We start from the raw sequence: 25,019 nt of genomic DNA, 5'->3' as shown, positions 1-25,019 counted from the left end.
GGATCAGTTCCGCGCCTGACGCCCCTCTTCCGATTGCGGCCCGCCCCGGCCCCTCTCCCGCACGCGGGAGAGGGGCCGCTTTATTTGTGGGGGCGATTTCAATCGCTAGGCAGGACGCAGTCCTGCCCTGAGCCCCCCGCAACAGCCGTCCCTGTGGGAGCGAATTTATTCGCGATTCCGGACTCCCCCAACATTCGCCCCCCGGCGCCATCCGTGTCTCACCCTGGCGCGCATCCGCTTGCCTGCTCGCCATCTCCCGGCTAGCCTGCCCCACCTCTGAACAAGGAACCCCTAGATGCTGAACATCGTCCTGATCGCCGGCTCCAGCCGCGCCAACAGCCAATCGGGCAAGGTTGCCCGCTTCATCCGCCAGCGCCTGATCGACCTCGACAAGGCCAGCCCCAGCTCCTGCAGCATCATCGACCTCGGCCAGGGTCCGCTGCCCTTGTGGCCGGCCGAAGACAACGGACCCTGGAGCGGATACCAGCAGCAACTGCGCGACGCCGATGCAGTGGTGGTAATCGCCCCCGAGTGGAACGGCATGGCCTGCCCGGCCATCAAGAACTTCTTCATCTACGCCAGCAAGGCCGAGCTGGCGCACAAACCGGGTCTGCTGGTGGGGGTGTCCTCCGGCATCGGCGGCGGCTATCCCATCAGCGAACTGCGTGCCTCCAGCTACAAGAACTGCCGCCTCTGCTACCTGCCGGAGCACCTGATCATCCGCGGTGTCGAGAAAGTGCTGAACGACGTCGAGCCGGTCAGCGAAGACGACCAGCGCATCCGCGCCCGCATGGACTACGACCTGGACATCCTGGCGCGTTACGCCCAGGCCCTGAAGCCGGTTCGCGAAGCCATCGACATGAGCAACCCGGCCTTCACCAACGGCATGTAAGCGACCGTTGCAGGGGCGACGACAAATCGCCCCTACAGCAACTGGTGCTTGTGCAGCAGACGATAGAAGGTCGGCCGCGACACCCCCAGCACCTTGGCCGCCAGGCTGAGGTTGCTGCTGTAATGGGCCAGGGCGTCGCATAACGCCTGATACTCCGCCCGCCGCTTGTAATCCTCCAGCGTACCCAGCAGGCTCCCGTTCACCGGGGCACTCTGCAGTCCCAGGTCATCGGCCTCGATGGGGCCATTCTCCGCCAGGGCATAACCGCGCCTTACCCGGCTGGCCAGCTCGCGCACATTGCCGGGCCAGCGGTGACGGACCATGGCCGCCAGCGCCTCCTCGCTGAAATGGCTGGGCCGGCGCCCCGCCTCCAGGCTGTAGAGATCGACGAAATACCCCGCCAACAGGGCGATATCGCCCTGCCGTTTGCGCAACGGGGTGATCTGCAGGCGGTTCTGTTCCAGCCACTGGCGCAGCCCGGGATGGAAATCTCCGCGCTCCACCAGGTTGCCCAGTTCCTCGCGGGTCGACGCCAGCACGCGCACGTTCAGGCTCAGCACCTCGCCATCGGCATGGAGCAGGGTTTTGGAGCGCAAACAGGACAACAGCCGTTCCTGCTGACCCAGCGGCAACTCATGGATGGCATCGAGGAACAGGGTGCCACCATTGGCCGACGCCAGCTTGCCCTGGTGGCCGAACAGCAGGTTGGCGGTTTCCACTTCGGGCAGCACGCCGCAGTTGAAACTGACGAACGGCCCCGCCACCCGTCGCGACATCCGGTGCAGGGTTCGCGCCACCAGTTCCTTGCCGCTGCCGCTCTCCCCCAGGATCAGCACGGGCTTCTCGCTCGGCCCCAGGCGCGCCAGTTGCTTGCGCAGTTCCCGCAATGGCCGGCTCTGGCCCAGCAATTCGTTCTGGTCGCCGCGGCGATTGCCGATGCCGCGCAGTCGCGCGATGCCGAAAGCGCGTCCCAGCAGGCCCTGCAGGCGCGGCAGGTCCACCGGCAGGGGCACGGCGTCGAAGAACCACTCACCGATGAACTCCTCTACGCCCGTTCCCGTCTCCGTCAGCGGATCGATCAAGGCTATCCATTCGGTGCCACTGCGGCTGATCAGGTGCTTGATCCCCTCCGCGCGTTCCAGGTGATCGCGGCGCAATCGCAACAGACCGATGTCGTAACTGGCCGCCATGGCCTGGTCCAGGTTCTGGCTGAACACCGTCCAACCCGCCTGTTCCAGATGGGGGAGGATTCGCCGGCAGAGATCGCAGGGTTCGACCAGCAAGAGACGTCGCGGTGCAGCGGAGATGGCTTCCAAAATGTACCTTCCTTGACGCCAAAAAATTGTATTACCAATAAAAACAATAACTTGGAGATACCATCTGTAACGCTAGCAAGAACTTTGGCGGGCTATGGAATGTTTCTCTATAAACGCAATTCCCCTTCGGACTTTGACCGCCAGTGCCCGCTGCAAGCGTCTCGACAGCGTTCCATTCCGGGCCAATACTCGTGCGATTCCCCCCCTGCCTCGCGGGGCCAGCCATGAATCTGCTTCTGCGTCCGGCCACGCTCGACGACCTGTCGGCGCTGGTAGAGCTTGAGAATCGCTGCTTCGAAGTTGCCCGCCTCGGCCGGCAACAGTTCCGCTGGATGATGCTGCAGGCCAATGCCAGCCTGATGGTGGCCGAGGGCGATGGCCACGCGCTGCTCGGCTACGCGCTGGTGCTGTTTCGCCAGGGCAGCCCCCTCGCCCGCCTCCATTCCATCGCCACCGACCCGCGCGCCCGCGGCAACGGAATCGGCCAACGCTTGCTGGAGCTGTCCGAAGCCAGCGCCCGCGAGCATGACTGCGCCTACCTGCGGCTGGAGGTGTGCCCCGACAATCGTGACGCCGTGGCCCTGTTCGAGCGCAACGGCTACGACCACCTGGGGCTGCTGAGTGACTTCTTCCCCGACCACCGTGACGCGCTGCGCATGGAGAAACGCGTGGTCCGGCATCCGCAGGCGCTGCAGCGCCCGGTGCCCTATTACCACCAGACCACCGAATTCACCTGCGGCCCGGCGTGCCTGCTGATGGCCATGGGCGCCCTGGACGGCGTCGTGCCCGGCGATCACCAGGACGAGCTGCGCCTCTGGCGCGAAGCCAGCAGCGTGCACATGCCTGGCGGCCACGGCGGCTGCAGTCCACACGGCCTGGCACTGGCCGCCTGGCGCCGCGGCTACCGGGTCAGGCTGCACCTGAGCGACAAGGGCCCGCTGTTCCTCGATGAAGTGCGCAACGCCGGCAAGCGCGAGGTGATCCGCCAGGCCCACGAGGACTTCTGCTCCGCCCTGGAGAACACCGACATCGAACAGCACCTTGGCGACGAACTGGACCTGCGTCCCCTGCTCGAAGAGGGTGGCCAACCCCTGGTGCTGGTGGACGGCCATCGACGCAGCCGCAGCCGGGCTCCCCATTGGGTGCTGGTCACCGACTGCGACCACAACTTCATCTATCTGCACGACCCCAACGCCGAGCGCAGCCTGCACAGGCGCGCGCAGGACTGTCAGCACATACCGGTCACCCTTCGGGAGTTCGATCGAATCAGCCGTTTCGGCCTGGGGAAACAACGTGCAGCGGTGGTGCTCTATCCGCGAAGGACTTAGCACAATTGCTTAGTGGCACCTTGCCAATACCCCTGGCGATTGGCATAAGCTAGGAAATTTTCAGCAAGCTACAAGGAAGTATCTGATGCGCCTGCTTCGCCGTGTCCTTTTGCTGGTGCTTCTCCTGCTGCTCGCAGGCCTTGCGGTCGTCCTCTATTACATCGCCAACCCCAACCTCCCGATCTACCAGGCGCCCAGCCGGCTGCACTATCTGGACCAGTGGAGCGACCAGGCGCGCCAGACCTACTACTACACACCGCAAGGCACCACGGTTAAGGGCCTGCGCTACGAGTGGTTCACCGCCCTGGAACTGCCCTTCTCCCGCGACCGCTTCGCCCGCCCGGAATACCTGGCGCGCTTCGGTTTCCTGGTAGATCCGAAACAGATCGCCACAGCGCAGAACCCCGGCAACCTGCCGGTGGGCATGGCGCGCCACAAGGACGAGAAAACCGGCGTCCACTACCTCGACATCAGCTGCGCCGCCTGCCACACCGGCGAGCTGCGCTACAAGGGCCAGGCCGTGCGCATCGACGGCGGTGCCGCGCTGCATTCCCTGGCCTCCACCGTGCCCACCCTGCGCGGCGGCGGCTTTGGTCAGGCGCTGGGCATGAGCATGGCCTTCACCTACTACAACCCGCTGAAGTTCAGCCGCTTCGCCGAACAGGTGCTGGGCGATCGCTATCCCGAGGGCAAGGAACAGCTGCGCCGCGACTTCAAGCAAGTCCTCGACCGCCTGCTCGGCACCGCCTGGAACGATACCCATCGCGGGCTCTACCCCACCGAGGAAGGCTTCGGCCGTACCGACGCCTTCGGCCGCATCGCCAACAGCGTCTATGGCGACGCCATCAGCCCCGACAACTACCGGGTAGCCGACGCCCCGGTGAGCTACCCGCACCTCTGGGACATCTGGAAATTCGACTGGGTGCAGTGGAACGCCTCGGCCATGCAGCCCATGGCACGCAACGTCGGCGAAGCACTGGGTGTCGGCGCCACCCTGCATCTGTTCCAGCCCGACGGCAGCGCCGTTGCGGAAGCCGAACGCTACGCCTCCAGCGTGCGCGTGCGCGATCTCCACACCCTGGAAGAAACCCTGAAACAGCTCGCCCCGCCGCGCTGGCCGGAAGAAATCTTCGGCAAGGTCGACATGGCCCGCGCCAGCCAGGGCCGAGCCCTGTTCGCCGAGAACTGCGCCTACTGCCACGCCCCCCGCGTGGTACCGGCGGACAAGCGCATGGCCCCCGAGCGCGACCCCGAGTGGCACATGCGCGTCGTGCCCATCGAAGAAATCGGCACCGACTCCACCACCGCCGACAACATCGCCGACCACCGCTTCGATATCAGCAAGCTGGGCTGGACCCGCGAACAACTGAGCGGGCTGGATGTGAAACTGTTCGACGGCAGCCTGGAGCAGATCGACTTCAAGCGCATTTCCAGCGCCCAGGGCCTGGCCTACATCACCGCCTTCGTCGAGAACCAGGCCTACAGGCAAGCCGGGATTTCCGGCGAGGAGCGCGGCCGCATGGACGGCTTCGGCCTGCCCATCGGCGTGCAGGAAAAGCGCGGCTACAAGCCCCGCCCACTGGACGGCATCTGGGCCACCCCGCCCTTCCTGCACAACGGCTCGGTGCCCAACCTGTTCCAGCTGCTTTCGCCGGTCAGCGAACGGGCCAGCCAGTTCCATGTCGGCAGCTTCGAATACGACCCGCAATTCGTCGGCTTCCAGACCACCGCCTTCCCCGGCAGCTTCCTGCTGGACACCCGCATCAAGGGCAACGGCAACGGTGGCCACGAGTTCCGCGACGGTTGCCGCAAGGACGGCGTGATCGGCCGCGCCCTCTCCCCGGACGAGCGCCTGGCACTGATCGAGTACCTCAAGGTGCTCGGCAACCCCGACCTGGAAGGCCAGCTCAGCCCCGTGGAGCCCCGCCCCTGGACGCCCGGACCGTCCTGCGAGGGCTGAGCCCTCGCCGACCCTGAAACAGACAAAGGACACACGCACTCATGCTCAAGCGTTTCTGGCTCTGGCTCGGCCGCCTCCTCGGCAAGCTCGTTCTCTTCGTGCTGGTGGTCGGCGTGATCGGCTGGCTGGCGGGCGAGGCCTACTACGGCTGGAAGTTCTCCGGCCCGGTGCCCAGCGAAGAAGTCATCCCCGCCGATGAAGCGGCACAGACCCGCGCCATCATCGACGACGCCATCCGCATCGTCGAACAGCACCGCGACAATACCCGCGTGCTGCGCGATGCCCATGCCAAGGCCCATGGTTGCGTAAAGGCCGAAGTCAGCGTCCTCCCGGACCTGGACAGCAGCCTGCGTGCCGGCGTTTTCGCCGAGCCGGGCAAAACCTGGCAGGCAGTGATGCGCCTGTCCAACGGCAACGCCTTCCCGCAGTTCGACAGCGCGCGCGACGCCCGTGGCCTGGCCATCAAGCTGCTCGACGTGCCCGGCAAAAAACTGATGAAGAGCCCGGTGCATGCCAGCGAACAGGACTTCGTGATGTTCAACCACCCGGTGTTCTTCGTGCGTGACGTGGCCGAGTACCGGCAGAACTTCAACGCCCAGGCCAACGGCCAGAAGATCGGCGCCTTCTTCCCCAGCCTCGACCCGCGCAGCTGGGAAATCCGTCACCTGATCATCGCCCTGAAGACCCTCGCCCCGGCCCCGGACAGCCCGGTGAACGCCACCTACAGCTCCATTTCGCCGTACAAGCTGGGCGAGGCGAACATCAAGTACCGGGTCATTCCCGACCCGCAGAGCTGCCCGCCCTACGAACTTCCGGAGCAGAACACCGCCCTGCCCAACTTCCTGCGCAACGCCCTGTACCAGCAACTGTCCCTCGACCGCATGCCGGCCTGCTTCGCCTTCCAGGTACAGAAGCAGAACGCCCAGCACTACATGCCGATCGAAGACACCAGCGTCGAGTGGGACGAAGCCGTATCCCCCTTCGTGACCGTCGCCACCATCAAGGTTCCGGCCCAGGACTTCGATAGCCGCGAACAGAACCTCGCCTGCGACAACCTCTCCTTCAACCCCTGGCACAGCCTGCCCGAGCATCGCCCCATCGGCGGCATCAACCGGCTGCGCAAGGCGGTGTACGAGACGGTGAGCGCCTACCGCCACGAGCGCAACGGAGCGAGCGACGCAACCACCCCTTGAAGATGTTCCTGTGGGGGCGAATTCATTCGCGAATGAATTCGCCCCCACAGGCAGTGGTTGCCTGTTGCGCCAGCCCCACCCATCAGTCCGCAAGGGGCTTGCCCCATGCTGGTGCTAGCCTTTCCTGATATCCGCCGGGCGCCCAGAGCCCACCCGGCGCAGCGCCTACGGGCCACCCCATCGACCGCGGAACCAGCCCGAGGCCAGTCCGGCTGCGCGCCCCGCCTTCGCCACGAAGCCCGCTCCGGACAGCGAACGTCTACAGGTCACGGAGTAACGCCATGGCCCAATATCGCGGTGCCCTGCCACAACTGGAGGGCGAACTGTTCCTCACCGACGGTGGCATCGAGACCACCCTGGTCTTCCATGAGGGGATTGCCCTTCCTGATTTCGCGGCTTTCGTGCTGCTCAACTACCGATACGGCCAGGAAGCCCTGCGCAAGTACTTCCGCACCTACTGCGCCCTGGCCAGCCATTACGGCACCGGGCTGATCCTGGAAAGTCCGACCTGGCGCGCCAATCCCGACTGGGCCAGCCACCTCGGCTTCACCCCCCAGGGCCTGGCCGAGGCCAATCGAAATGCCATCGCCCTGTTGCAGGAACTGCGCAGTGAAGTGGAAAGCGGCCGTACCCCGGTGGTGATCAGCGGCTGCATCGGCCCGCGCGGCGATGGTTATGTCGCTGACGAGGCCATGGACGAGTTCCAGGCGCAGCGTTACCACAGCGAGCAGATCGGCATATTCGCCGAGACCGCCGTCGACATGGTCACCGCCCTGACCGTGAACTACGTGGACGAAGCCCTGGGCGTCGTCCTCGCCGCGCGCGAGGCGCGACTGCCCGTGGTCATCTCCTTCACCGTGGAAACCGACGGCAGGCTGCCCACCGGCCAGCCCCTGAATGAAGCCATCGAACAGGTCGACAACGCCACTGCCGCCTACCCGGCCTACTACATGATCAATTGCGCCCACCCCGACCATTTCGAAGATGTGCTGGTACCGGGCAGCCGTTGGGTGCAGCGCATTCGCGGGTTGCGCGCCAACGCCTCGCGGCGCAGCCACGCCGAGCTGAACGAGGCGGTCGCCCTGGACAGCGGCAACCCGGAAGAGCTGGGCGCCCAATACGCGCGGCTGCGCCAGCGCCTGCCGCACATCAACGTGATGGGGGGCTGCTGCGGCACCGACCACCGCCATATCGAGCAGATCGCCAAGGCGTGCAAGCCGTTGTTCCGTGCGGCCCTTTGACTCGGCCTCTGTGGGGGCGACTTCAGTCGCTAAGCAGGACACAGTCCTGCCCTTCGTTTCCGGGGGCTGCTGCGCAGCCCTCAGCGATTGAAATCGCCCCCACAAATAATCGGAGCGGGCGCTCGCCAATATCCCGTCGCATCCCCCCTCGGCTCGCCCCAAATACCCCAATAGAGGCCTCAACTATGCTGTAAGTGAACACGGCATGGCTGGAGGCCCCCATGATTCGCTGGCTGCTTGGCAGGCTGTTGTGCCTGGCCCTGCTTCTGCCCGGCACGCTGCTGGCCGCCGGGAGCGTCACCGTGCTGACTGTGGACGGTCCCATCGGCCCGGCCACCGCCGACTACCTCACCCGTGGCATCGAGCGCGCCGAGGCCGACGAGTCGCAGCTGGTGGTGATCCAGATCGACACCCCAGGCGGCCTCGACACCTCGATGCGCAGCATCATCAAGGCGATCCTCGCCAGCCCGGTGCCCATCGCCAGCTTCGTCGGCCCCAGCGGCGCCAGGGCCGCCAGCGCCGGTACCTACATCCTCTACGCCAGCCACATCGCCGCCATGGCGCCGGGCACCAACCTCGGCGCGGCGACTCCGGTACAGATCGGCGGCATGCCGGGGCAGCCGGAGGGCGACAAGCCCACCGACGACAAGGACAAGAAGGACGACAAGGGCGGCGCCAGCGGCAATGCGGAAACCCTGGCCCGCAAGCAGATCAACGATGCCGCTGCCTATATCCGCGGACTGGCGCAGATGCGCGGACGCAATGCCGAATGGGCCGAACAGGCGGTGCGCGAATCTGTCAGCCTCTCCGCCATCGACGCCAAGCGCCTGAAAGTGGTCGACCTACTCGCCAATGACGTCAACGACCTGATCGCCAAGGTGAATGGACGGACCCTGGAAATCGCCGGACAGAAGGTCACCCTGGCAACCGCCGGCGCGCCACTGATCCAGCATGAACCGGACTGGCGGGCACAGCTCCTCGCAGTGATCACCAACCCCAGCGTCGCGCTGATCCTGATGATGATCGGGGTCTACGGCCTGATCTTCGAATTCTCCAACCCCGGCAGCGGCATCGGCGGCGTGATCGGCGGCATCTGCCTGATCCTCGCCCTGTACGCCCTGCAGCTATTGCCGGTGAACTTCGCCGGCATCGCCCTGATCCTGCTTGGCATCCTGTTCATGGCGGCGGAAGCCTTCATGCCCAGCTTCGGCATCATCGGCTTCGGCGGTATCGCCGCCTTCGTGGTCGGTGCCGTGATCCTGATCGATACCGAAGTACCGGGCTTCGGCATTCCCCTGTCGCTGATCGTCACCGTGGGGCTGGCCAGCGGGCTGGTGATCTTCGCCATCATCGCCATGGCGGTGCGCGCGCGTCAGCGTGTGCTGGTCAGCGGCGATGCCGGACTGGTGGGCAGCCAGGCCGTCCTGCTCGACCTGATGGAGAACGACCCGTACGGCGGCTGGGTGCAGTTGCAGGGCGAGCGCTGGCGGGTACGCAGCGATGCCCCACTGAAAAGCGGCCAGCTCGTACGGGTGCTGGCGCGCAACGGACTGTTGCTGGATGTGAAGGCGGATGACGGTCCGCCCCAAGGAGACTGAACATGGCCTTTCCCCTGAGTTTTGCCACCCTCCTGTTCCTGCTGATCGTGCTGGCGGTGTCGGCCATCCGCATCTTCCGAGAATACGAACGCGGCGTGGTGTTCCAGCTCGGGCGCTTCTGGAAGGTCAAGGGGCCCGGTCTGGTGCTGATCATCCCGGCCATCCAGCAGGTGGTGCGGGTTGACCTGCGTACCGTGGTGCTGGACGTGCCGCCCCAGGACGTGATCTCCCGCGACAACGTCTCGGTGAAGGTCAACGCGGTGGTCTATTTCCGTGTACTGGACCCGCAACGCGCCATCATCCAGGTGGAGAACTTCCTCATGGCCACCAGCCAGCTGGCCCAGACCACCCTGCGCGCGGTGCTCGGCAAGCACGAGTTGGACGAAATGCTCGCCGAGCGCGAACGCCTCAACGTCGATATCCAGCAGGCCCTGGACGCCCAGACCGATGCCTGGGGCATCAAGGTTTCCAACGTCGAGATCAAGCACGTCGACATCAACGAATCCATGGTCCGTGCCATCGCCCGCCAGGCCGAGGCCGAGCGCGAACGCCGGGCCAAGGTGATCCATGCCGAAGGTGAGCTGCAGGCCTCGGAGAAACTGATGAAGGCGGCGGAAATGCTCAGCCGCCAGTCCGGCGCCATGCAACTGCGCTACATGCAGACACTGGGCTCCATCGCCACCGACAAGACCACCACCATCGTCTTCCCCCTGCCAGTGGACTTGCTCGGCGGTATCGCCAAGGGCGGGCGAAAGGACCAGGAAAACTGACGGCATTCCCGAGACCGCCTGTTTTCCCCGCAAACTTCAGGGAGATTCCCTGAAAACCCGCCACTATTCGGCGGGAGCGCATTGGCCGGCTTTCTACACTTGTTCAAAGGGCAACAAGAACCCTGGAGGTCGCCATGCGTATCGGAGTACCGAAGGAGATCAAGAACCACGAATACCGGGTCGGCCTGACCCCGCAATCCGTAGCCGAATTGGCCCGCCAGGGGCACGAAGTCTGGGTCGAGTCCAAGGCTGGCGCCGCCATCGGATTCTCCGACGAGGACTACCAGGTCGCGGGGGCGAAGGTTGCCAGCGGCGCCGGGGAGGTCTTCGATCAGGCCGAACTCATCGTCAAGGTCAAGGAACCGCTGACCCAGGAACGCGCGCGCCTGCGTCCGGATCAGACCCTGTTTACCTACCTGCACCTGGCCCCCGACCGCCCGCAGACCGAAGAACTGATCGCCTCCGGCGCCACCTGCATCGCCTACGAGACCGTCACCGACAGCCACGGCCGCCTGCCCCTGCTGGCGCCCATGTCGGAGGTGGCCGGACGCATGTCCATCCAGGCCGGCGCCAGTTGCCTGGAAAAAGCCAAGGGCGGCCGCGGCGTGCTGCTGGGAGGCGTGCCCGGCGTGGCACCGGCCAAGGTCGTAGTGCTGGGCGGCGGCGTGGTCGGCACCCATGCCCTGGCTATGGCCGTTGGCCTGGGCGCCGATGTCACCGTGCTGGACAAGAACGTCGATGCCCTGCGCCGGCTCGACGCCCTCTACGGCAATCGCATCGCCACCCTCTATTCCACCCACGGCACCGTGCGCGAACAGGTACTGGCGGCTGACCTCGTGATTGGCGGCGTGCTGATTCCCGGCGCGGCGGCACCCAAGCTGGTCACCGCCGAGATGGTGGCGCGCATGCAGGATGGCGCAGTGCTGGTGGATGTGGCCATCGACCAGGGCGGCTGCGCGGAAACCTCCCATGCCACCACCCACGCCGAGCCCACCTACCTGGTAGATGGCGTGGTGCACTACTGCGTGGCCAACATGCCCGGCGCCGTGGCCCGCACCTCGACCCTGGCGCTGAACAACGCCACCCTGCCCTTCGTCATCGCCCTGGCGCAGAAGGGCACGCGCAAGGCCCTGGAAGACGACCTGCACCTGCGCCATGGGCTGAACGTGGCCATGGGGCGGCTCACCAACGCCAGCGTCGCCGCCGCCCACCACATGGACTACGTGCACCTGGAGGAGATGCTCAAGCAGCTCTGACATACCCGTGGGGGCGAATTCATTCGCGAAAGGCCGCGCAGTGGCCCCGTAGGTTGGCGCCGAGGAACGGGGCCCAACGTGCCCGGCATCAACCGCGAAATGTTGGGTTTCGTTCCTCGCGGAGCTCCGCCCGACCCAACCTACAAAAGAAGGCGCCCAAGGGCGCCTTCTTCATCCATCCATCCAGCCAGCCTCAGCCGCAGCTGAACTGCTTCACCACTCCGGCCTCATCGACGTCGATATTCAGGCGGCGGGAGTTGTATTCCATGGTCACCGGCTGATGGGGACGCAGCACGCGCGCGGTTTCGGCACCGGACTTGCGCTGCGCCTGCTCGACCAGCGCGGTATCCGCGTTCTTGCCTACCAGGGAGTCCAGGCCGGAGCTGTCGCAGCTGCCGGAGAACGAAGGCGCGGCTGCGCTGGAGGACGCTTCTGCGGTCGGTGCGGCAGCGGCGGGCGTCTCGGTCTTGTCGGTCGAGCTGCAACCGGCCAGGAGCAGGCCGGCAAGGGCGAGACTGAGGGAAATCGGCTTGAAGTACATACGGGGTCCTCTACTGAACGAACATCCTGGCGTGCGCCTGCAATGGCCTTGGCCATCACGGCGGGGCTCCTGCCCGCGAGCGCGCGGCGGTGCATTCTATCCTCTGCCTTTGACTCCAGTCAGTCAGCTGCGGCCTAATGCCTCGCCCCTGAAACCTGCCGAAACACTCCATGCCCCACACTCCGAGCATCCGCCCCAGCACCCTCCACCTGCCCCAGGGCGACTGGCGCACGGTGCTCGACTGCCTCTGCGACCGTTTCCCCGCCATCCCCCGCGAAACCTGGCTGGAGCGCATGGAGAACGGCAAGGTGACCGATAGCCAGGGGCAACCGCTCGGCCCGGCGCATCCCTATCAGGTGGCGCTGCGGGTGCATTACTTCCGCGAGGTGAAGGGCGAGAAGGCCATTCCCTTCGAGGAAACCGTGCTGCACGTCGATGAACACCTGGTGGTGGCCGACAAGCCGCACTTCCTGCCGGTGATGCCGGCTGGCGAGTACGTCGAGGAAACCCTCCAGGCGCGCCTCACCCGGCGCCTGGGCAACCCGCACCTGGTGCCGTTGCACCGCATCGACCGCCACACCGCCGGCCTGGTGCTGTTCTCCGCCAATCCGGCCAGCCGCAACATCTACCACGCGCTGTTCCGCGACCGCGAGATCCACAAGCGCTACGAAGCCATCGCCCCCGCCCTGCCCCATCTGGTCTTTCCGCTGCTGCGGGAAACCCGTCTCGGCAAGGGCGAGCCGTTCTTCCGCATGCAGGAAGTCGAGGGCGAGCCCAACAGCCGCACCCGCATGGATGTGCTGGAGAAGAACGGCGACCTCTGGCGCTACGACCTTGAACCCATCACCGGCAAGCAGCACCAGTTGCGGGTGCACCTGGCCGCCCTCGGCGCGGCCATCTGCAACGACGGGTTCTACCCGGAGCTGACCGACAAGGGCGGGCCCGACGACTACAGCCGCCCGCTGAAGCTGCTGGCCCGCAGCCTCGCATTCGATGACCCCGTCAGCGGCGAACCACGCCGCTTCGACAGCCGCCTGCGCCTGGACTGGTAGCCCCACGCCCCGACGGGAAATATCACGACCATGATTCCCGCCCGGCTGGAAGGCTCGCGGTTGTCCACTAGGCTTCTGCTTTCCCCTTACGAATTTTGCATCGAGGTGAACCCATGAGCGCATACGACGTGGTGGTGATCGGCGGTGGTCCGGGCGGCTACAACGCGGCGATCAAGGCTGGCCAGCTGGGCATGAAGGTGGCGTGCGTCGAAGGCCGGGAAACCCTGGGCGGCACCTGCCTGAACGTCGGCTGCATGCCCTCGAAGGCCCTGCTGCATGCCTCGGAACTCTACGAAGCGGCCTCCGGCAAGGAGTTCGCCACCCTGGGCATCCAGGTCAAACCCAGGCTCGACCTGGCGCAGATGATGGCGCAGAAGGCCGAAAGCGTAGCCACCCTGACCAAGGGCATCGAGTTTCTCTTCCGCAAGAACAAGGTGGAATGGGTCAAGGGCTGGGGCCGTATCGACGGTGCCGGCAAGGTGGTGGTAACCGCCGCCGACGGCCAGCAGCAGGTGCTGGAAACCCACCACATCGTCATCGCCACCGGCTCCGAACCCACGCCGTTGCCGGGGGTGACCATCGACAACAAACGCATCCTCGACTCCACCGGTGCCCTGTCGCTGCCGGAGGTGCCCAAGCATCTGGTGGTGATCGGCGCCGGGGTGATCGGCCTGGAGCTGGGCTCGGTCTGGCGCCGCCTGGGAGCCCAGGTGACGGTGGTGGAATACCTCGGCCGCATCTGCCCCGGCCTGGATGATGAAACCGCCAAGACCCTGCAACGCGCCCTGACCAAACAGGGCATGACCTTCAAGCTCGGTTCCAAGGTCACCAGCGCCAAGTCCGGCAAGACTGGCGTGGAGCTGTCCATCGAGCCCGCTGCCGGCGGCCTGGCGGAAACCCTCAAGGCCGATTACGTGCTGGTAGCCATCGGCCGCCGCCCCTACACCGAAGGCCTCGGCCTGGAAAGCGTCGGCCTGACCACCGACGCCCGCGGCATGCTCGCCAACGAACGCCACCAGACGCCGGCTCCCAATGTCTGGGTCATCGGCGACGTCACCTCCGGCCCGATGCTCGCCCACAAGGCCGAGGACGAAGCCATCGTCTGCATCGAACGCATTGCCGGCCAGGCGGCCGAGGTGAACTACAACGTCATCCCCAACGTGATCTACACCCGCCCCGAAGTGGCCAGCGTGGGCAAGAGCGAGGAACAGCTGAAAGCCGAAGGGCGTCCCTACCGCGTCGGCAAGTTCCCCTTCACCGCCAACAGCCGGGCCAGGATCAACCACGAAACCGAAGGCTTCGTGAAAATCCTGGCGGACGAGCACACCGACGAAGTGCTGGGCGTACACATGGTGGGTCCGAGCGTCAGCGAGATGATCAGCGAGTACTGCGTGGCCATGGAATTCTCCGCCTCGGCCGAAGACATCGCCCTGATCTGCCACCCGCACCCGACCCGTTCCGAAGCCCTGCGCCAGGCGGCGATGGACGTGCATGGAGCGGCGATGCAGGCCTGATCCATGTATGGCCGGATTTGTGGCGGACCAGAAGCTGTGCGCGGTCTGGCCCGCCTCATTGGCCGCTGATAATCCGCGCGGCGGGCAACCGCCCTCTTCCCCGGCCCCGCAGGGTGCGCTGCGCGCACCAGCGGTTTCATGGAGGGGCCGAAGCCCCCTGCTCACATCGCTTTCATTTCGGCAATATCACGCGCCACCTGATCGGCAGAGCGGTCGAACATCGCCTGCTCCTGCTCATCCAGAGGCAACTCGATCACCCGCGCAATCCCTTCCGCGCTCAGCACGCAGGGGACCCCCATGGCGATATCCGTTCGCCCGTATTCGCCCTCGAGAATCGCCACCGTCGGCAGAATGAGGTTTCTCTCATTGGCGATGGCATCCACCATCTGTGCGATTGCCACGCCCGGCGCATCGCAGGCGCTCCCCACCTTCTTCAGGCCCAGGATCTCGCCGCCGCCCTTGCGTGTGCGCTCGACAATCCGCTCTATCTGCTCACTGGACAGGAAGTGAGACAGCGGCACCGCACCGACCGTGCAGTAGCGCATCAGTGGCACCATGCTGTCGCCATGCCCGCCCAGCACCAGGGCCGTGATATCCCGGGCAGAAAACCCTGTCTCCTCGGCAATGAAACACTTCATGCGTGCGGTATCCAGCACCCCGGCCTGGCCGAACACTCTTTTGCGTCCCAGCTTACTGAGACTCCAGGCCCGATAGGTCAGCACGTCGACCGGGTTCGACACCACCAGCACCGTCGCCGCCGGAGCATGCTGATTGATGTCCCGCATGATGCCGTCGAGAATCGGCAGGTTGATGCTCAATACATCCTGGCGCGACTGACCCGGCTTGCGGGGCACGCCCGCCGTGATCACCACCAGCTCGGAATCCTCCAGCAATTTCGCATCGGAGCCGCCATGAACCCGCGTATCGGAACCTGACTCGACTGCCGCCTGCCAGACGTCCAGCGCCTTGCCCTTTGCCAGCTCACCCTGCACATCGATCAGCGCCAACTCACGGCAGAACTCTTCCCGGGCGATGATCTGAGCCGCCGCCTCACCCACCATGCCGGCACCCACAATGGATAGCTTTTTCACCTGACACCTCCCCGTGGCGCGCGCCATCAGCAGTACGCCCACGTTTGCAGAGAAGTATTGCCCGCTAACGCAAAAAGGCCACCCGAAGGACGAGCGGTATGGGTGCCTCGATAGGCGTTGGGGCCCTCCGGAAGCCGCGCAGTGGTCATGCAAGGTGGGTGAAAGAGGCATCCCCCCACGGCCGCTCCCTCAGAACGCCAGCGCCCGTCCCAGTACCTCGCTGCGCGGGTCCCCTTCCCGGCTCACCAGCGCGTAGTTGTAGCCATCCTTCGACCAGTACCGGGCCTCCAGATCGCCGTCGCGGCGCTGGCCCTGCTTCATCCTCGGGTAGAGCGAACCGGGCGCGCGCAGGTACAGGCTGACCCGTTGTCCCTGGCTGTCTTCGAACAGCAGCAACGCCGCCGCACCCTGTTCGGTCACCAGCCAGCGGCCACCTACCGGGGTAAAACCGTAGGGACTGAGGTCGGGGATCCGCGCAGCATGGCTGAAGCGCTGATCCAGCCATGCCTGAAGCTCTCCCGGGTGCCTGGCGCGGATGTCGACCACCGGGCTGGCGGCGAACAGGCGGTGGGCCTGGAGGGCATCCTGCATCGGCGGATTGGCCGCCAGCAGGCTCATGTCCCGCGCTTGCCAGCCACCCAGGCCGCCCGCGCCCAGGGCCAGGATGAAGGAAGCCGCCAGGGCCAGGCGGCGTTGCTTGCGCGCACGCAGTGAGGCCCGGATGGCCACCGGGTCGAGGCGCGGATTGGGCGCCAGGCCCGGATTGGCCAGGGCTACGCGGAGCATCTGGGCGTCCCGTCGCCAGGCCTCCACCCGGGCGGCCGCTCCCGGGTTGGTAGCGAGATAGGCTTCCACCGCCTTGCTCTGCTCGGCGTCGAGCTCGCCGTCGAGGTAAGCGTGCAGGTCGTCTTCGCTGGGATGGAATGCGTTCATTTGAGTACCCGCAGATGAGGGTTGGACATCTCGCCCTCGGCCAGCTCGCGCAGCGCCTTGCGTGCGCGCGACAGCCTGGACATCACGGTGCCGATGGGAATGCCGAGGGTATCGGCGGTCTCCTTGTAGCTGAGCCCTTCCACGCTCACCAGGAGCAGCAGCGCGCGCTGCTCCGCCGGCAGCCGGCCGAAGGCTTCGAGCGTGGCCTGGTTGACCACCAGGTCCTCGGCGGAAGGCGCTTCCTCGTTGCGGCCGCCGAATAATTCCAGCAGCCGCGCGTGGCGACGAGCCCGTCGCTGACCGTCGAGGAACTGCCGGTAGAGGATGGCGAACAACCAGGCGCGCAGGTTGCCATCACCCTTGCTGTTCCAGCGCGACAGCGCCCGTTCCAGGGTCGACTGGACCAGGTCGTCGGCGCTGCTCGCGTTGCGCGTCAGCCACAGTGCGAAACGTCGCAGCCGCTGTAATAACTCCCGCAGTTCCGCGTCTTCGATCATGTTCATAGCCAGGTGTCGTGCCGTTCTTGCCAAGGGTGCGACAAAAAGACGTGCGAGGCGGGATTTTATTCCCGGCCGGGAATAAAGCCCCGCTGCCTGCGTCTTACCGGCTCATGGACAAGGGCATTTCGCCCGGGAGCATCGCATGAGCAAGGCACCACCCAAGGGGATCGATCTGGCGGCACGACTGGCCGTGATCGGCCTCGCCACCGGCGCACTGGCAGCCGCTTTCGCCTACGCCGGCGGCTGGATCGGCGGCGAGCACCTGACACCGCAGCGGATCATCGACGCCTTCGAGGCCAACGCCGGCAAATTTCCCGGCTACCGCAAGAACCACGCGAAGGGCATCTGCATTGCCGGCCACTTCGAGAGCAACGGCCAGGCCGCAGAGCTGTCCCGCGCCAGCGTCTTCGCCCACGGCAAGGTGCCGGTGATCGGCCGCCTGGCCATCGGCGGCAGCAATCCCCACGCGCCGGATGCCGGCGTACCCACCCGCAGCATGGCGCTGCTGTTCCAGTTGCCCGGCGGCGAGCAGTGGCGCACCGGCATGAACACGCCGCCGGTGTTGCCGGTGGCCACCCCGGAAGCCTTTTACGAGCAGGTGCTGGCCGCCCGCCCCGATCCTGCCACCGGCAAGCCGGACCCGGCGAAGATGCAGGCCTTCTTCGCCGCCCACCCGGAAAGCGCCGCCTTCCGCCAGTGGGCGCAGAGCGCCAAGCCCAGCAACAGCTTCGCCAACGTGGCCTACAACGGCATCAACGCCTTCCGCCTGGTGGACGCCGCCGACAATGGCCGGTTCGTGCGCTGGTCGGTGCAGCCGGAGACGCCGTTCGAGCCCCTGGGAGCTGCCGGAACCGACCCGGACTTCCTCAGCCACGACCTGCAGCAACGCCTCGCGCAAGGCCCATTGCGCTGGCACCTGATGCTGACCCTGGCCGAGCCCGGCGACCCCACCCACGACGCCACCCGCCAGTGGCCGACAGATCGCCGCCAGGTGGATGCCGGCACCCTGGTGGTGGAAAGCGCCGAACCGCAGGACAGCGGCGCCTGCCGCGACATCAACTACGACCCGACAGTGCTGCCCGACGGCATCCAGGTCTCCGACGACCCGATCCTCGCCGCACGCTCGGCCGCCTATGCCGTGTCCTACAACCGCCGCACCCGGGAAGGCGCGCCCGGCGCCGGGCAAGGAGTCCAGCCATGAACACGCCGACCCATTTCAGCCCGCTGCTGCGGGTCCTCCACTGGCTGATGGCGATCCTGTTGCTGGCCATGCTCTTCATCGGCGTCAGCATGGTGGGCGACCTGTCGCCGCGCCACGATACCCTGGTGGCGCTGCACAAGCCGCTGGGCGTGACGCTGCTGGTCCTGGTGCTGATTCGCCTGGCCGTGCGCCTGGCCGGTCCGCTACCGCCCCTGCCCGGCGACATGCCCGGCTGGCAGCAACGCATCGCCAGGCTGTCCCACCTGCTGCTCTACGCCCTGATGATCGCCCTGCCCCTGGTGGGTTGGGCCATGCAGTCCGCCGGCGACTACCCGGTGGTGCTCCACGAGTCCCTGCTGCTGCCGTCTATCGTCCCACCGGACGCGCGGCTCTATGCCTCGCTGCGCCTGGCCCACACTGTACTGGCGTACCTGCTGTTCATCAGCATCCTGGTGCATCTGGCGGCGGCCCTCTACCACGCGCTCATCCGCAGGGATGGCGTGCTTTCGAGCATGACTACCGGCAGTGGCATCCAATCGATGCCTGACGGTCAGCAGGCGCGGGCATTCCCCGCAAACCACCTCTCCAGCAGGAGAACCCCACCATGAAAACCCTAGTCGTCGCCTTGAGTCTCAGCCTTGCCTCCACCGTCGCCCTGGCCGCCGCGGACCAGACCACGCCGCCGGTCACCCAGTACGAGTACGGCGTGCACCTGGATATCGCGCGGGTGGTCCAGATGACCGACCTCACCACCTTCTGCGGAATCGGGCCGGCACGCATGACCTACGAGGACAGCCAGATGCAGACGAAGACCATCGAGTACCTGGTCTGGGGCACCGGCTGCAAGAACGACTACTGAGCAGCCACAGGCCGAGCCTGCGAAGCCCGACAGCATTCGCAGGCTCGGCGCCAGCTGGCGCGCTCATCCTGGTTGCGCCTTCGGCATCCGGAAATCGGCAAAGTGCCGTTCATTCCCTGCGAAGACACGTCTGGCAGGGCGTGAGGCATGCGTCCGGCAATTGGACTAGGTTTTCGTCAGAAGAACGGAGACCACCATGACCCAGCGCAATTCCCCCGTGCCCCCGGGCGAAGCGGTACCCTGGTTCACCAGCAGCACCCCCAGCCGCGAACGCTTCGCCTTCGATACCACCGCCGGGCGCTACATCGTCCTGTGCTTCCTCGGCTCCGCCGCGGACCCGACAGCGGCGCGGGTGCTGGCCGACCTGCTGGCCCACCGCAAATACTTCGACGACGACCAGGCTGCCTTCTTCGGGGTGACCGCCGACCCGCGCGACCGGGAACAGCAGCGCGTGCGCGACCTGTTGCCGGGCATCCGCTTCTTCTGGGACATGGACCGCAGCATCTGCAACCTCTTTGGCGTGCAGCGCGAGAACGGCGCCATCCGCCAGCTGACCTACCTGCTCGACACTCGCCTGCGGGTGATCGCCGTGCTGCCGATCCAGGCCGGCGGCGAAGGCCACATCGACACCCTCATCAGCCTGCTCAAGGCCCAGGACCCCATTCCCTCCGATACACCCGCCCTGCCCCAGGCGCCGGTGCTGGTAGTGCCACGCATCTTCGAGCCCGAACTGTGCAAGGCGCTGATCGACTACTACGACCAGCGCGGCGGCGCCGAGTCGGGCCACATGATCGAGCGCGACGGCAAGACGGTCCAGGTGATCGAATACGATCACAAGCGCCGCCGCGACTGTTCCGTCGAAGACCAGTGGCTGCGCCAGTCCTGCATGCAACGCATCACCATGCGGCTGGTTCCGGAGATCCGGAAAGCATTCCAGTTCCAGGCCACACGTATGGAGCGCTACCTGGTGGCCTGCTACGACGCCACCGAAGGCGGCCACTTCCGCCCCCACCGCGACAACACCACCAAGGGCACCGCGCACCGCCGCTTCGCCGTTTCCCTGTTCCTCAACAGCGGTGAGTACGAAGGCGGCCAGCTGCGTTTCCCGGAGTTCGGCCGCAGCCTCTACAGCGCGCCCACCGGGGGCGCCGTGGTGTTCTCCTGTTCGCTGCTGCACGAAGCCACGCCCGTCACCGCTGGCCGCCGTTACATGTTCCTGCCCTTCCTCTATGACGAGGAGGCCCGGCGCATCCGCGAGGAAAACCAGCAGTATCTGGAAAGCTCGACCGAGCAATGAGTAGCGGCCTGGCTTATCATCCGCGCCCCGCGACTGACTGATGGATACCCCGATGAGCCACGAAAACCTGCTGGACGCCCTGCTCGACGCCGACATGCTGGAAATCGACGACCTGCACGCCTGGGAATTCGACCTGGACGAAGCGCTGGTGGAGGCGCTGGACGCCGGCCAGGCGGGAGACCCCGAGGCCCAGCTACTGCGCATCGAATGCATGGACGGCCGCTCCCGCCGCGAATGGCGCTTCACCCAGGCCGCCGTGCAAGCCGCGCGCTTCGACGCCGAAAGCGGCTGCTGGAAACTGGCCGGTGCCGATGGCGAACACGCCTTGCGCTGCCTGGATGCCTTCGGCGGCGATGCCGAGGATGAAGACGAGCAGGAATGAGCTGCCTGCGCGGCTGCTGTAGGGTGGCCTTCTCCTGTGGGGGCGAATTCATTCGCCAAGGATGGCGTAGCCGTCCCCTACTGATCACCGGGCGAACCTGCGGTCCGCTTAGCGATTGAAATCGCCCCCACAATGCCAAACCCACCCCCGCTGCAGGGGGCATCTCCTGTGGGGGCGAATTCATTCGCCAAGGATGGCGTAGTCGTCCCCCTGAAGCCGCTTCAGGTCAGGACATTGCGCACGAAGCACACCAGTCGTTCGCCTTCGTTGGCATAGATGTAGGGCTGGTCGCTACCGAACACCAGGAAATCCCCGGCCGCTACCTGATGCGTCTCGCCGCTGTGCAGCACGGTCAGCTCGCCTTCGATCACATAGACCATCTCCCGCCAGCCTTCGGCATCCGGTTCGGCCTTGTAGCGCTCGCCCGGCGCGAGGGACCAGCGCCAGAGTTCCACTTCATGCCGCGTCTTTGAACTCGCCAGCAAGGTGGCCTGGCTGCCAGGCTTGCTGCCCACCCAGGCCACGGCGTTGATGCGGGACCGATCGGGGCGATCCGGTTGCTGCACCAGATCGGGGAAGAGCACGCCAAGGGCGGCGGCAATGCGGTCCAGCGTAGCCAGGCTGACATTCACATCGCCGCCTTCGATGCCCACCAGCATGCGCCGGCTGACGCCAGCGGCTGTGGCCAGGGCTTCCTGGCTGAGGCCAGCGGCGCGGCGCAGGCGGCGGACGTTCTCGGAGACGTGTTCGAGAACGTTGGGACGTTCATCGGAATTGGGCAACATATTGCTCACACCCTGGCTTTTGCGCATTATGTTGCACATTAGCACTCGAATACGCCAGCCTCCTACCGTTCTGCCGGATCAGCCACCATGACCTCGCTGTCGCGCCGCCTCGCCTCCACCCTGCTGCCCGTTTCCCTCCTCCTGGTGGCGATGGCCTCCGTCCAGGGCGGCGCTTCACTCGCCAAAAGCCTGTTCCCGGTGATCGGCGCCCAAGGCACCACCACCCTGCGCCTGGTGTTCGCGGCCATCATCCTCGCGCTGCTCCTGCGGCCCTGGCAGGCACGCATCAGCAGGGCATCTCTCAAACCGCTGATCCTCTACGGCCTGGCCCTGGGCGGCATGAACCTGATGTTCTACATGTCCCTGCGCACCATCCCGCTGGGCATCGCCGTAGCCCTCGAATTCACCGGCCCCCTGGCGGTCGCGCTGTTCGCCTCGCGCCGCGCCATCGACTTCATCTGGATCGGCCTGGCAGCGCTGGGCCTCTGGCTCCTGCTGCCACTGGGCAAGAACGAAGCCCACCTGGACCTGACCGGCATCGCCTACGCCCTCGGCGCGGGTGTCTGCTGGGCGCTGTACATCCTCTACGGCGCCAGGGCCGGCAGCGACCACGGCATGCAGGGGGCGGCCCTCGGCGTGCTGGTGGCGGCCATGGTCACGGCGCCGATCGGCATCGTCCATGCCGGAGCCGACCTGCTGCGTCCGGAACTGTTGCCCATCGCACTGGGCGTCGCCCTGCTCTCCACGGCCATCCCCTACAGCCTGGAAATGGTCGCCCTGACGCGCCTGCCGACACAGACCTTCGGCACCCTGATGAGTATCGAGCCCGCATTCGGCGCCCTTTCCGGGCTGATCTTCCTCGGCGAGCACCTGTCGCCGCTGCAGTGGCTGGCAATCTTCTGCATCATCCTCGCCTCCGTCGGCTGCACCGTCACCGCGTCTTCCCGCCAGTCGTCCCAGCCCCTGGTGCCCGCCGACTGATCCGGGCATTCCCGCTGAATTTTCTCTTGCGGAGAACGGGTGATTCTCCGCAGGCTATAGCGATCCGGACCGCGTCTTACAGGTACCCCAATGAACAGACTTCCCTATGTCGCCACCGGCTGCCAGCCGGTGAACTGGCAACTGGACCAGATCGTCAGCGACCTGCGCGACGCCCGCGCCCAGTGGCGCAGCCAGCACGGTCGCCTGCAGGACCGTGGCGGCCGCGAACTGCCCGCGCGCGTCACCGTCGGGCACATCATCGAGGCGCTGTCCGGCGCCCTCTTCCCCATGCGCCTGGGCCCGGCCGACCTGCGCGAAGAGAGCGAGGACTTCTATGTCGGCCATACCCTGGACGTGGCACTCAACGCCCTGGCCGGCGAGGTGCGCCGCGAGCTTTCCTACGCCGCGCGCCACAATGGCGCCAGCGGCGACGACATCGCCTGCCAGGCCATCGAGATCGTCAAGGGCTTCGCCGCCACCCTGCCCAAGCTGCGGGTGCTGCTGGATACCGACGTGCTGGCCGCCTTCCAGGGCGACCCGGCGGCGCGCAGCGTGGATGAAGTACTGATCTGCTATCCGGGCGTACACGCGGTGATCCACCACCGCCTGGCCCACTACTTCTACCAGGCCGGCCTGCCGCTGCTGGCGCGGATGATCGCCGAAATCGCCCACTCCGCCACCGGCATCGACATCCACCCCGGCGCGCAGATCGGCAAGAGCTTCTTCATCGACCACGGCACCGGCGTGGTGATCGGCGAGACCGCGATCATCGGCGAGCGGGTGCGCATCTACCAGGCCGTGACCCTGGGCGCCAAGCGCTTCCCGGCGGACGAGGAAGGGAACCTGCAGAAGGGCCAGCCGCGCCACCCGATAGTCGAAGACGACGTAGTGATCTACGCCGGCGCGACCATCCTCGGCCGCATCACCATCGGCAAGGGCTCGACCATCGGCGGTAACGTCTGGCTGACCCGCAGCGTGCCGGAAGGCAGCAACATCACCCAGGCCAACCTGCAGAACGAAAGCGGGGTTTGACGTTGTGGAGCGAATTCATTCGCAAATGAATTCGCTCCCACCGGCAAATCGTAGCGAGTAGGGTGGAAGTCGCTTTTCACTTCCAGCAACAAAAACGGCCCCATCAGGGGCCGTTTTTCATTGCGCGATCAGCTCAACGCAGCTTGTCCACCATGGCCGCGATCACCGACAGCACATCCTTGCCCAGGCGCTTGGAACGTTCGCCGTTCCAGGCGGTACGCGGATGCGGGTTGTCGTCGTGGTCCTTGAACGGCATCTCGATGGTGAAGGACAGGCAGTCGAAGGCCATGCCCACGGCGTTGCACGCCAGGGTGGTGTTGGCCTTGCCCGGCTCGTCGCGGGGATAGCCGAATGCCGTCTGGAACTCCGCGCCGATGTCCACCAGGCGCTGGCGGAATTCGTTCTCCAGGGCTTCCAGGCGCGGCGTGTAGCCGGGGTTGCCTTCGCAGCCGGCGGTGAACACGTGGGGGATTTCCTCGTCGCCGTGGATGTCGAGGAACAGGTCTACGCCCACCTTGCGCATCTGCTGCTGGACGAAGAACACCTCCGGGGTTTCGGTGTCGTCGGCCGACTGCCAGGCGCGGTTGAGGTCCTTGCCGGCGGCGTTGGTGCGCAGGTGGCCGCGGAAGGCGCCGTCCGGGTTCATGTTCGGCACCAGATAGAGGTCGGCCTTGGCCAGCAGCGCGTCGATCTCGCGATCGCCCTCCTTCGACAGACGCTCGATCACCCCTTCCATGTACCACTCGGCCATGTGCTCGCCGGGGTGCTGCTGGGCGATGATCCAGACCTTGCGCTGGGCGTTCGGGTTGCGGCTGACGCGCAGCAGCGGAATCTCGCGGCCTTCGATGCTCTTGCCCACCGCCAGCACTTCGGCGCCGGCATTGTCCAGGGCTTCGCTGATCAGCCAGTCGTGGCGGGCGCGGCTGTAGGGTTCGAAATAGGCGAACCAGATCTGCTCGTGGGTGGGCTCGAGGGCGAAGTGCAGGCCCTTGTCGTCGAAACTGCTGGGGACGCGGAACCAGTTGACCTGGTCGTAGGAGGCGGCGGCGTTGTAGCCGGTCCAGGCGTGGCTGTAGGCGGACTGCCCGGCGTTGGTCAGGCTGAAGCCATGACGCTGGCCGGGGGTCATGCCCTCGACCTTGAAGTGGAACCACTGGAAGTGGTGGCTCTTCGAATCCGGGCGAATCGCCAGCAGCACCTGTTGCGGGTCGCTGGCGTCAATCACTTCGATATTGCCGCTGTCGAAGTCAGAGCTGATCTTCATGGATACCTCAGTGGGCGGTGTTCACGGTTAGCG

The 25,019-nt window shown here is 66.0% G+C and carries 24 protein-coding genes; 17 read left to right on the top strand and 7 right to left on the bottom strand.

The window, feature by feature from the left end; translation table 11 throughout:
• The first annotated feature begins 295 nt into the window (after positions 1 to 295).
• Positions 296 to 892 carry an NADPH-dependent FMN reductase gene (locus tag ACFW0B_RS22715; RefSeq protein ID WP_449151238.1) on the top strand — a complete coding sequence of 199 codons (597 nt, stop codon included), beginning with the start codon at positions 296 to 298 and terminating at the stop codon, positions 890 to 892.
• Positions 893 to 924: 32 nt separating this feature from the next.
• Here ACFW0B_RS22715 and ACFW0B_RS22710 read toward each other — a convergent pair whose 3' ends face one another.
• Entirely contained in the window at positions 925 to 2,199 is a 1,275-nt protein-coding gene (locus ACFW0B_RS22710; protein WP_449151239.1) for a sigma-54-dependent transcriptional regulator, read from the bottom strand.
• Between the two features lie 233 nt (positions 2,200 to 2,432).
• On the opposite strand from ACFW0B_RS22710, the gene ACFW0B_RS22705 reads away from it, so the two are divergent.
• The 7 genes from ACFW0B_RS22705 to ald all read left to right on the top strand — a co-directional run bounded on the left by ACFW0B_RS22705 (position 2,433) and on the right by ald (position 11,554).
• Complete coding sequence (locus tag ACFW0B_RS22705) at positions 2,433 to 3,536, top strand: GNAT family N-acetyltransferase/peptidase C39 family protein (RefSeq protein ID WP_449151237.1); 1,104 nt, start codon at positions 2,433 to 2,435, stop codon at positions 3,534 to 3,536.
• Between the two features lie 85 nt (positions 3,537 to 3,621).
• Positions 3,622 to 5,496 (top strand): di-heme-cytochrome C peroxidase, encoded by a 1,875-nt coding sequence (locus tag ACFW0B_RS22700; RefSeq protein WP_449151236.1) that lies wholly within the window; start codon positions 3,622 to 3,624, stop codon positions 5,494 to 5,496.
• Between the two features lie 41 nt (positions 5,497 to 5,537).
• Entirely contained in the window at positions 5,538 to 6,689 is a 1,152-nt protein-coding gene (locus ACFW0B_RS22695) for a catalase family protein (RefSeq protein WP_449151235.1), read from the top strand.
• 281 nt (positions 6,690 to 6,970) lie between these two features.
• Positions 6,971 to 7,930, top strand: coding sequence for a homocysteine S-methyltransferase family protein (locus ACFW0B_RS22690; protein WP_449151234.1), 960 nt, complete (start codon positions 6,971 to 6,973; stop codon positions 7,928 to 7,930).
• A 221-nt stretch (positions 7,931 to 8,151) separates the two neighbouring features.
• Entirely contained in the window at positions 8,152 to 9,528 is a 1,377-nt protein-coding gene (locus ACFW0B_RS22685) for an NfeD family protein (protein ID WP_449151233.1), read from the top strand.
• Positions 9,529 to 9,530: 2 nt separating this feature from the next.
• Positions 9,531 to 10,298 carry a slipin family protein gene (locus ACFW0B_RS22680; RefSeq protein ID WP_449151232.1) on the top strand — a complete coding sequence of 256 codons (768 nt, stop codon included), beginning with the start codon at positions 9,531 to 9,533 and terminating at the stop codon, positions 10,296 to 10,298.
• A gap of 134 nt (positions 10,299 to 10,432) precedes the next feature.
• Positions 10,433 to 11,554, top strand: coding sequence for an alanine dehydrogenase (gene ald / locus ACFW0B_RS22675; protein WP_449151231.1), 1,122 nt, complete (start codon positions 10,433 to 10,435; stop codon positions 11,552 to 11,554).
• Positions 11,555 to 11,747: 193 nt separating this feature from the next.
• Here ald and ACFW0B_RS22670 read toward each other — a convergent pair whose 3' ends face one another.
• Positions 11,748 to 12,095 (bottom strand): I78 family peptidase inhibitor, encoded by a 348-nt coding sequence (locus tag ACFW0B_RS22670; RefSeq protein WP_449151230.1) that lies wholly within the window; start codon positions 12,093 to 12,095, stop codon positions 11,748 to 11,750.
• Positions 12,096 to 12,265: 170 nt separating this feature from the next.
• Between ACFW0B_RS22670 and ACFW0B_RS22665 the strand changes: the two genes are divergently transcribed.
• Complete coding sequence (locus ACFW0B_RS22665) at positions 12,266 to 13,147, top strand: pseudouridine synthase (protein WP_449151229.1); 882 nt, start codon at positions 12,266 to 12,268, stop codon at positions 13,145 to 13,147.
• Positions 13,148 to 13,260: 113 nt separating this feature from the next.
• Positions 13,261 to 14,661, top strand: a complete 1,401-nt coding sequence (gene lpdA, locus ACFW0B_RS22660; protein ID WP_449151228.1) for a dihydrolipoyl dehydrogenase — start codon at positions 13,261 to 13,263, stop codon at positions 14,659 to 14,661.
• Positions 14,662 to 14,822: 161 nt separating this feature from the next.
• Here the strand turns inward: lpdA and ACFW0B_RS22655 are convergent, their stop codons facing one another.
• From ACFW0B_RS22655 to ACFW0B_RS22645, 3 genes are all read right to left on the bottom strand, one after another.
• The gene (locus ACFW0B_RS22655; RefSeq protein WP_449151227.1) at positions 14,823 to 15,752 is read right to left on the bottom strand and encodes a malate dehydrogenase; all 930 of its coding nucleotides are present in this window, start codon (positions 15,750 to 15,752) and stop codon (positions 14,823 to 14,825) included.
• 189 nt (positions 15,753 to 15,941) lie between these two features.
• Entirely contained in the window at positions 15,942 to 16,685 is a 744-nt protein-coding gene (locus tag ACFW0B_RS22650; RefSeq protein WP_449151226.1) for an anti-sigma factor family protein, read from the bottom strand.
• Positions 16,682 to 17,188 (bottom strand): sigma-70 family RNA polymerase sigma factor, encoded by a 507-nt coding sequence (locus tag ACFW0B_RS22645; protein ID WP_449151225.1) that lies wholly within the window; start codon positions 17,186 to 17,188, stop codon positions 16,682 to 16,684. The genes ACFW0B_RS22650 and ACFW0B_RS22645 overlap by 4 nt, the downstream gene beginning before the upstream one ends.
• 139 nt (positions 17,189 to 17,327) lie before the next feature.
• Here ACFW0B_RS22645 and ACFW0B_RS22640 point away from each other — a divergent pair, with 139 nt between their 5' ends.
• The 5 genes from ACFW0B_RS22640 to ACFW0B_RS22620 all read left to right on the top strand — a co-directional run bounded on the left by ACFW0B_RS22640 (position 17,328) and on the right by ACFW0B_RS22620 (position 20,924).
• Entirely contained in the window at positions 17,328 to 18,386 is a 1,059-nt protein-coding gene (locus tag ACFW0B_RS22640) for a catalase family peroxidase (RefSeq protein ID WP_449151224.1), read from the top strand.
• Entirely contained in the window at positions 18,383 to 18,994 is a 612-nt protein-coding gene (locus ACFW0B_RS22635) for a cytochrome b (protein WP_449151223.1), read from the top strand. The genes ACFW0B_RS22640 and ACFW0B_RS22635 overlap by 4 nt, the downstream gene beginning before the upstream one ends.
• A complete protein-coding gene (locus tag ACFW0B_RS22630; RefSeq protein WP_449151222.1) occupies positions 18,991 to 19,245 on the top strand; it encodes a DUF2790 domain-containing protein in 255 nt (84 codons plus the stop codon). The genes ACFW0B_RS22635 and ACFW0B_RS22630 overlap by 4 nt, the downstream gene beginning before the upstream one ends.
• Positions 19,246 to 19,441: 196 nt before the next feature.
• Positions 19,442 to 20,542: a 2OG-Fe(II) oxygenase gene (locus tag ACFW0B_RS22625; protein WP_449151221.1), complete on the top strand. Its 1,101-nt coding sequence runs from the start codon at positions 19,442 to 19,444 to the stop codon at positions 20,540 to 20,542.
• 52 nt (positions 20,543 to 20,594) lie between these two features.
• Positions 20,595 to 20,924, top strand: a complete 330-nt coding sequence (locus ACFW0B_RS22620; RefSeq protein WP_449151220.1) for a DUF5629 family protein — start codon at positions 20,595 to 20,597, stop codon at positions 20,922 to 20,924.
• A 221-nt stretch (positions 20,925 to 21,145) separates the two neighbouring features.
• Here ACFW0B_RS22620 and ACFW0B_RS22615 read toward each other — a convergent pair whose 3' ends face one another.
• A complete protein-coding gene (locus tag ACFW0B_RS22615; RefSeq protein ID WP_449151219.1) occupies positions 21,146 to 21,736 on the bottom strand; it encodes a helix-turn-helix domain-containing protein in 591 nt (196 codons plus the stop codon).
• A 60-nt stretch (positions 21,737 to 21,796) separates the two neighbouring features.
• On the opposite strand from ACFW0B_RS22615, the gene rhtA reads away from it, so the two are divergent.
• Together rhtA and epsC are read left to right on the top strand one after the other, a co-directional pair.
• The gene (rhtA, locus tag ACFW0B_RS22610; RefSeq protein WP_449151218.1) at positions 21,797 to 22,690 is read left to right on the top strand and encodes a threonine/homoserine exporter RhtA; all 894 of its coding nucleotides are present in this window, start codon (positions 21,797 to 21,799) and stop codon (positions 22,688 to 22,690) included.
• A 90-nt stretch (positions 22,691 to 22,780) separates the two neighbouring features.
• Positions 22,781 to 23,722, top strand: coding sequence for a serine O-acetyltransferase EpsC (epsC, locus tag ACFW0B_RS22605; protein WP_449151217.1), 942 nt, complete (start codon positions 22,781 to 22,783; stop codon positions 23,720 to 23,722).
• Positions 23,723 to 23,855: 133 nt separating this feature from the next.
• Here the strand turns inward: epsC and ACFW0B_RS22600 are convergent, their stop codons facing one another.
• Positions 23,856 to 24,986, bottom strand: a complete 1,131-nt coding sequence (locus ACFW0B_RS22600) for a M14 family metallopeptidase (protein ID WP_449151216.1) — start codon at positions 24,984 to 24,986, stop codon at positions 23,856 to 23,858.
• Positions 24,987 to 25,019 lie beyond the last annotated feature (33 nt).

The sequence above is a fragment of the Metapseudomonas phytobenefica genome, assembly GCF_043392685.1.
GTDB lineage: Bacteria > Pseudomonadota > Gammaproteobacteria > Pseudomonadales > Pseudomonadaceae > Metapseudomonas.
This window is presented reverse-complemented; position numbering and strand designations above follow the sequence as displayed.

Excerpts from the sequence above, each read along its gene's own strand:
- rhtA (WP_449151218.1), top strand. The coding sequence starts at position 21,797 with ATGACCTCGCTGTCGCGCCGCCTCGCCTCCACCCTGCTGCCCGTTTCC.
- ACFW0B_RS22635 (WP_449151223.1), top strand. The coding sequence starts at position 18,383 with ATGAACACGCCGACCCATTTCAGCCCGCTGCTGCGGGTCCTCCACTGG.
- ACFW0B_RS22665 (WP_449151229.1), top strand. The coding sequence starts at position 12,266 with ATGCCCCACACTCCGAGCATCCGCCCCAGCACCCTCCACCTGCCCCAG.
- ald (WP_449151231.1), top strand. The coding sequence starts at position 10,433 with ATGCGTATCGGAGTACCGAAGGAGATCAAGAACCACGAATACCGGGTC.
- ACFW0B_RS22705 (WP_449151237.1), top strand. The coding sequence starts at position 2,433 with ATGAATCTGCTTCTGCGTCCGGCCACGCTCGACGACCTGTCGGCGCTG.
- ACFW0B_RS22645 (WP_449151225.1), bottom strand. The coding sequence starts at position 17,188 with ATGAACATGATCGAAGACGCGGAACTGCGGGAGTTATTACAGCGGCTG.
- epsC (WP_449151217.1), top strand. The coding sequence starts at position 22,781 with ATGAACAGACTTCCCTATGTCGCCACCGGCTGCCAGCCGGTGAACTGG.
- ACFW0B_RS22715 (WP_449151238.1), top strand. The coding sequence starts at position 296 with ATGCTGAACATCGTCCTGATCGCCGGCTCCAGCCGCGCCAACAGCCAA.
- lpdA (WP_449151228.1), top strand. The coding sequence starts at position 13,261 with ATGAGCGCATACGACGTGGTGGTGATCGGCGGTGGTCCGGGCGGCTAC.
- ACFW0B_RS22685 (WP_449151233.1), top strand. The coding sequence starts at position 8,152 with ATGATTCGCTGGCTGCTTGGCAGGCTGTTGTGCCTGGCCCTGCTTCTG.
- ACFW0B_RS22695 (WP_449151235.1), top strand. The coding sequence starts at position 5,538 with ATGCTCAAGCGTTTCTGGCTCTGGCTCGGCCGCCTCCTCGGCAAGCTC.
- ACFW0B_RS22690 (WP_449151234.1), top strand. The coding sequence starts at position 6,971 with ATGGCCCAATATCGCGGTGCCCTGCCACAACTGGAGGGCGAACTGTTC.
- ACFW0B_RS22600 (WP_449151216.1), bottom strand. The coding sequence starts at position 24,986 with ATGAAGATCAGCTCTGACTTCGACAGCGGCAATATCGAAGTGATTGAC.
- ACFW0B_RS22630 (WP_449151222.1), top strand. The coding sequence starts at position 18,991 with ATGAAAACCCTAGTCGTCGCCTTGAGTCTCAGCCTTGCCTCCACCGTC.
- ACFW0B_RS22650 (WP_449151226.1), bottom strand. The coding sequence starts at position 16,685 with ATGAACGCATTCCATCCCAGCGAAGACGACCTGCACGCTTACCTCGAC.
- ACFW0B_RS22640 (WP_449151224.1), top strand. The coding sequence starts at position 17,328 with ATGAGCAAGGCACCACCCAAGGGGATCGATCTGGCGGCACGACTGGCC.
- ACFW0B_RS22700 (WP_449151236.1), top strand. The coding sequence starts at position 3,622 with ATGCGCCTGCTTCGCCGTGTCCTTTTGCTGGTGCTTCTCCTGCTGCTC.
- ACFW0B_RS22625 (WP_449151221.1), top strand. The coding sequence starts at position 19,442 with ATGACCCAGCGCAATTCCCCCGTGCCCCCGGGCGAAGCGGTACCCTGG.
- ACFW0B_RS22615 (WP_449151219.1), bottom strand. The coding sequence starts at position 21,736 with ATGCGCAAAAGCCAGGGTGTGAGCAATATGTTGCCCAATTCCGATGAA.
- ACFW0B_RS22620 (WP_449151220.1), top strand. The coding sequence starts at position 20,595 with ATGAGCCACGAAAACCTGCTGGACGCCCTGCTCGACGCCGACATGCTG.
- ACFW0B_RS22680 (WP_449151232.1), top strand. The coding sequence starts at position 9,531 with ATGGCCTTTCCCCTGAGTTTTGCCACCCTCCTGTTCCTGCTGATCGTG.
- ACFW0B_RS22670 (WP_449151230.1), bottom strand. The coding sequence starts at position 12,095 with ATGTACTTCAAGCCGATTTCCCTCAGTCTCGCCCTTGCCGGCCTGCTC.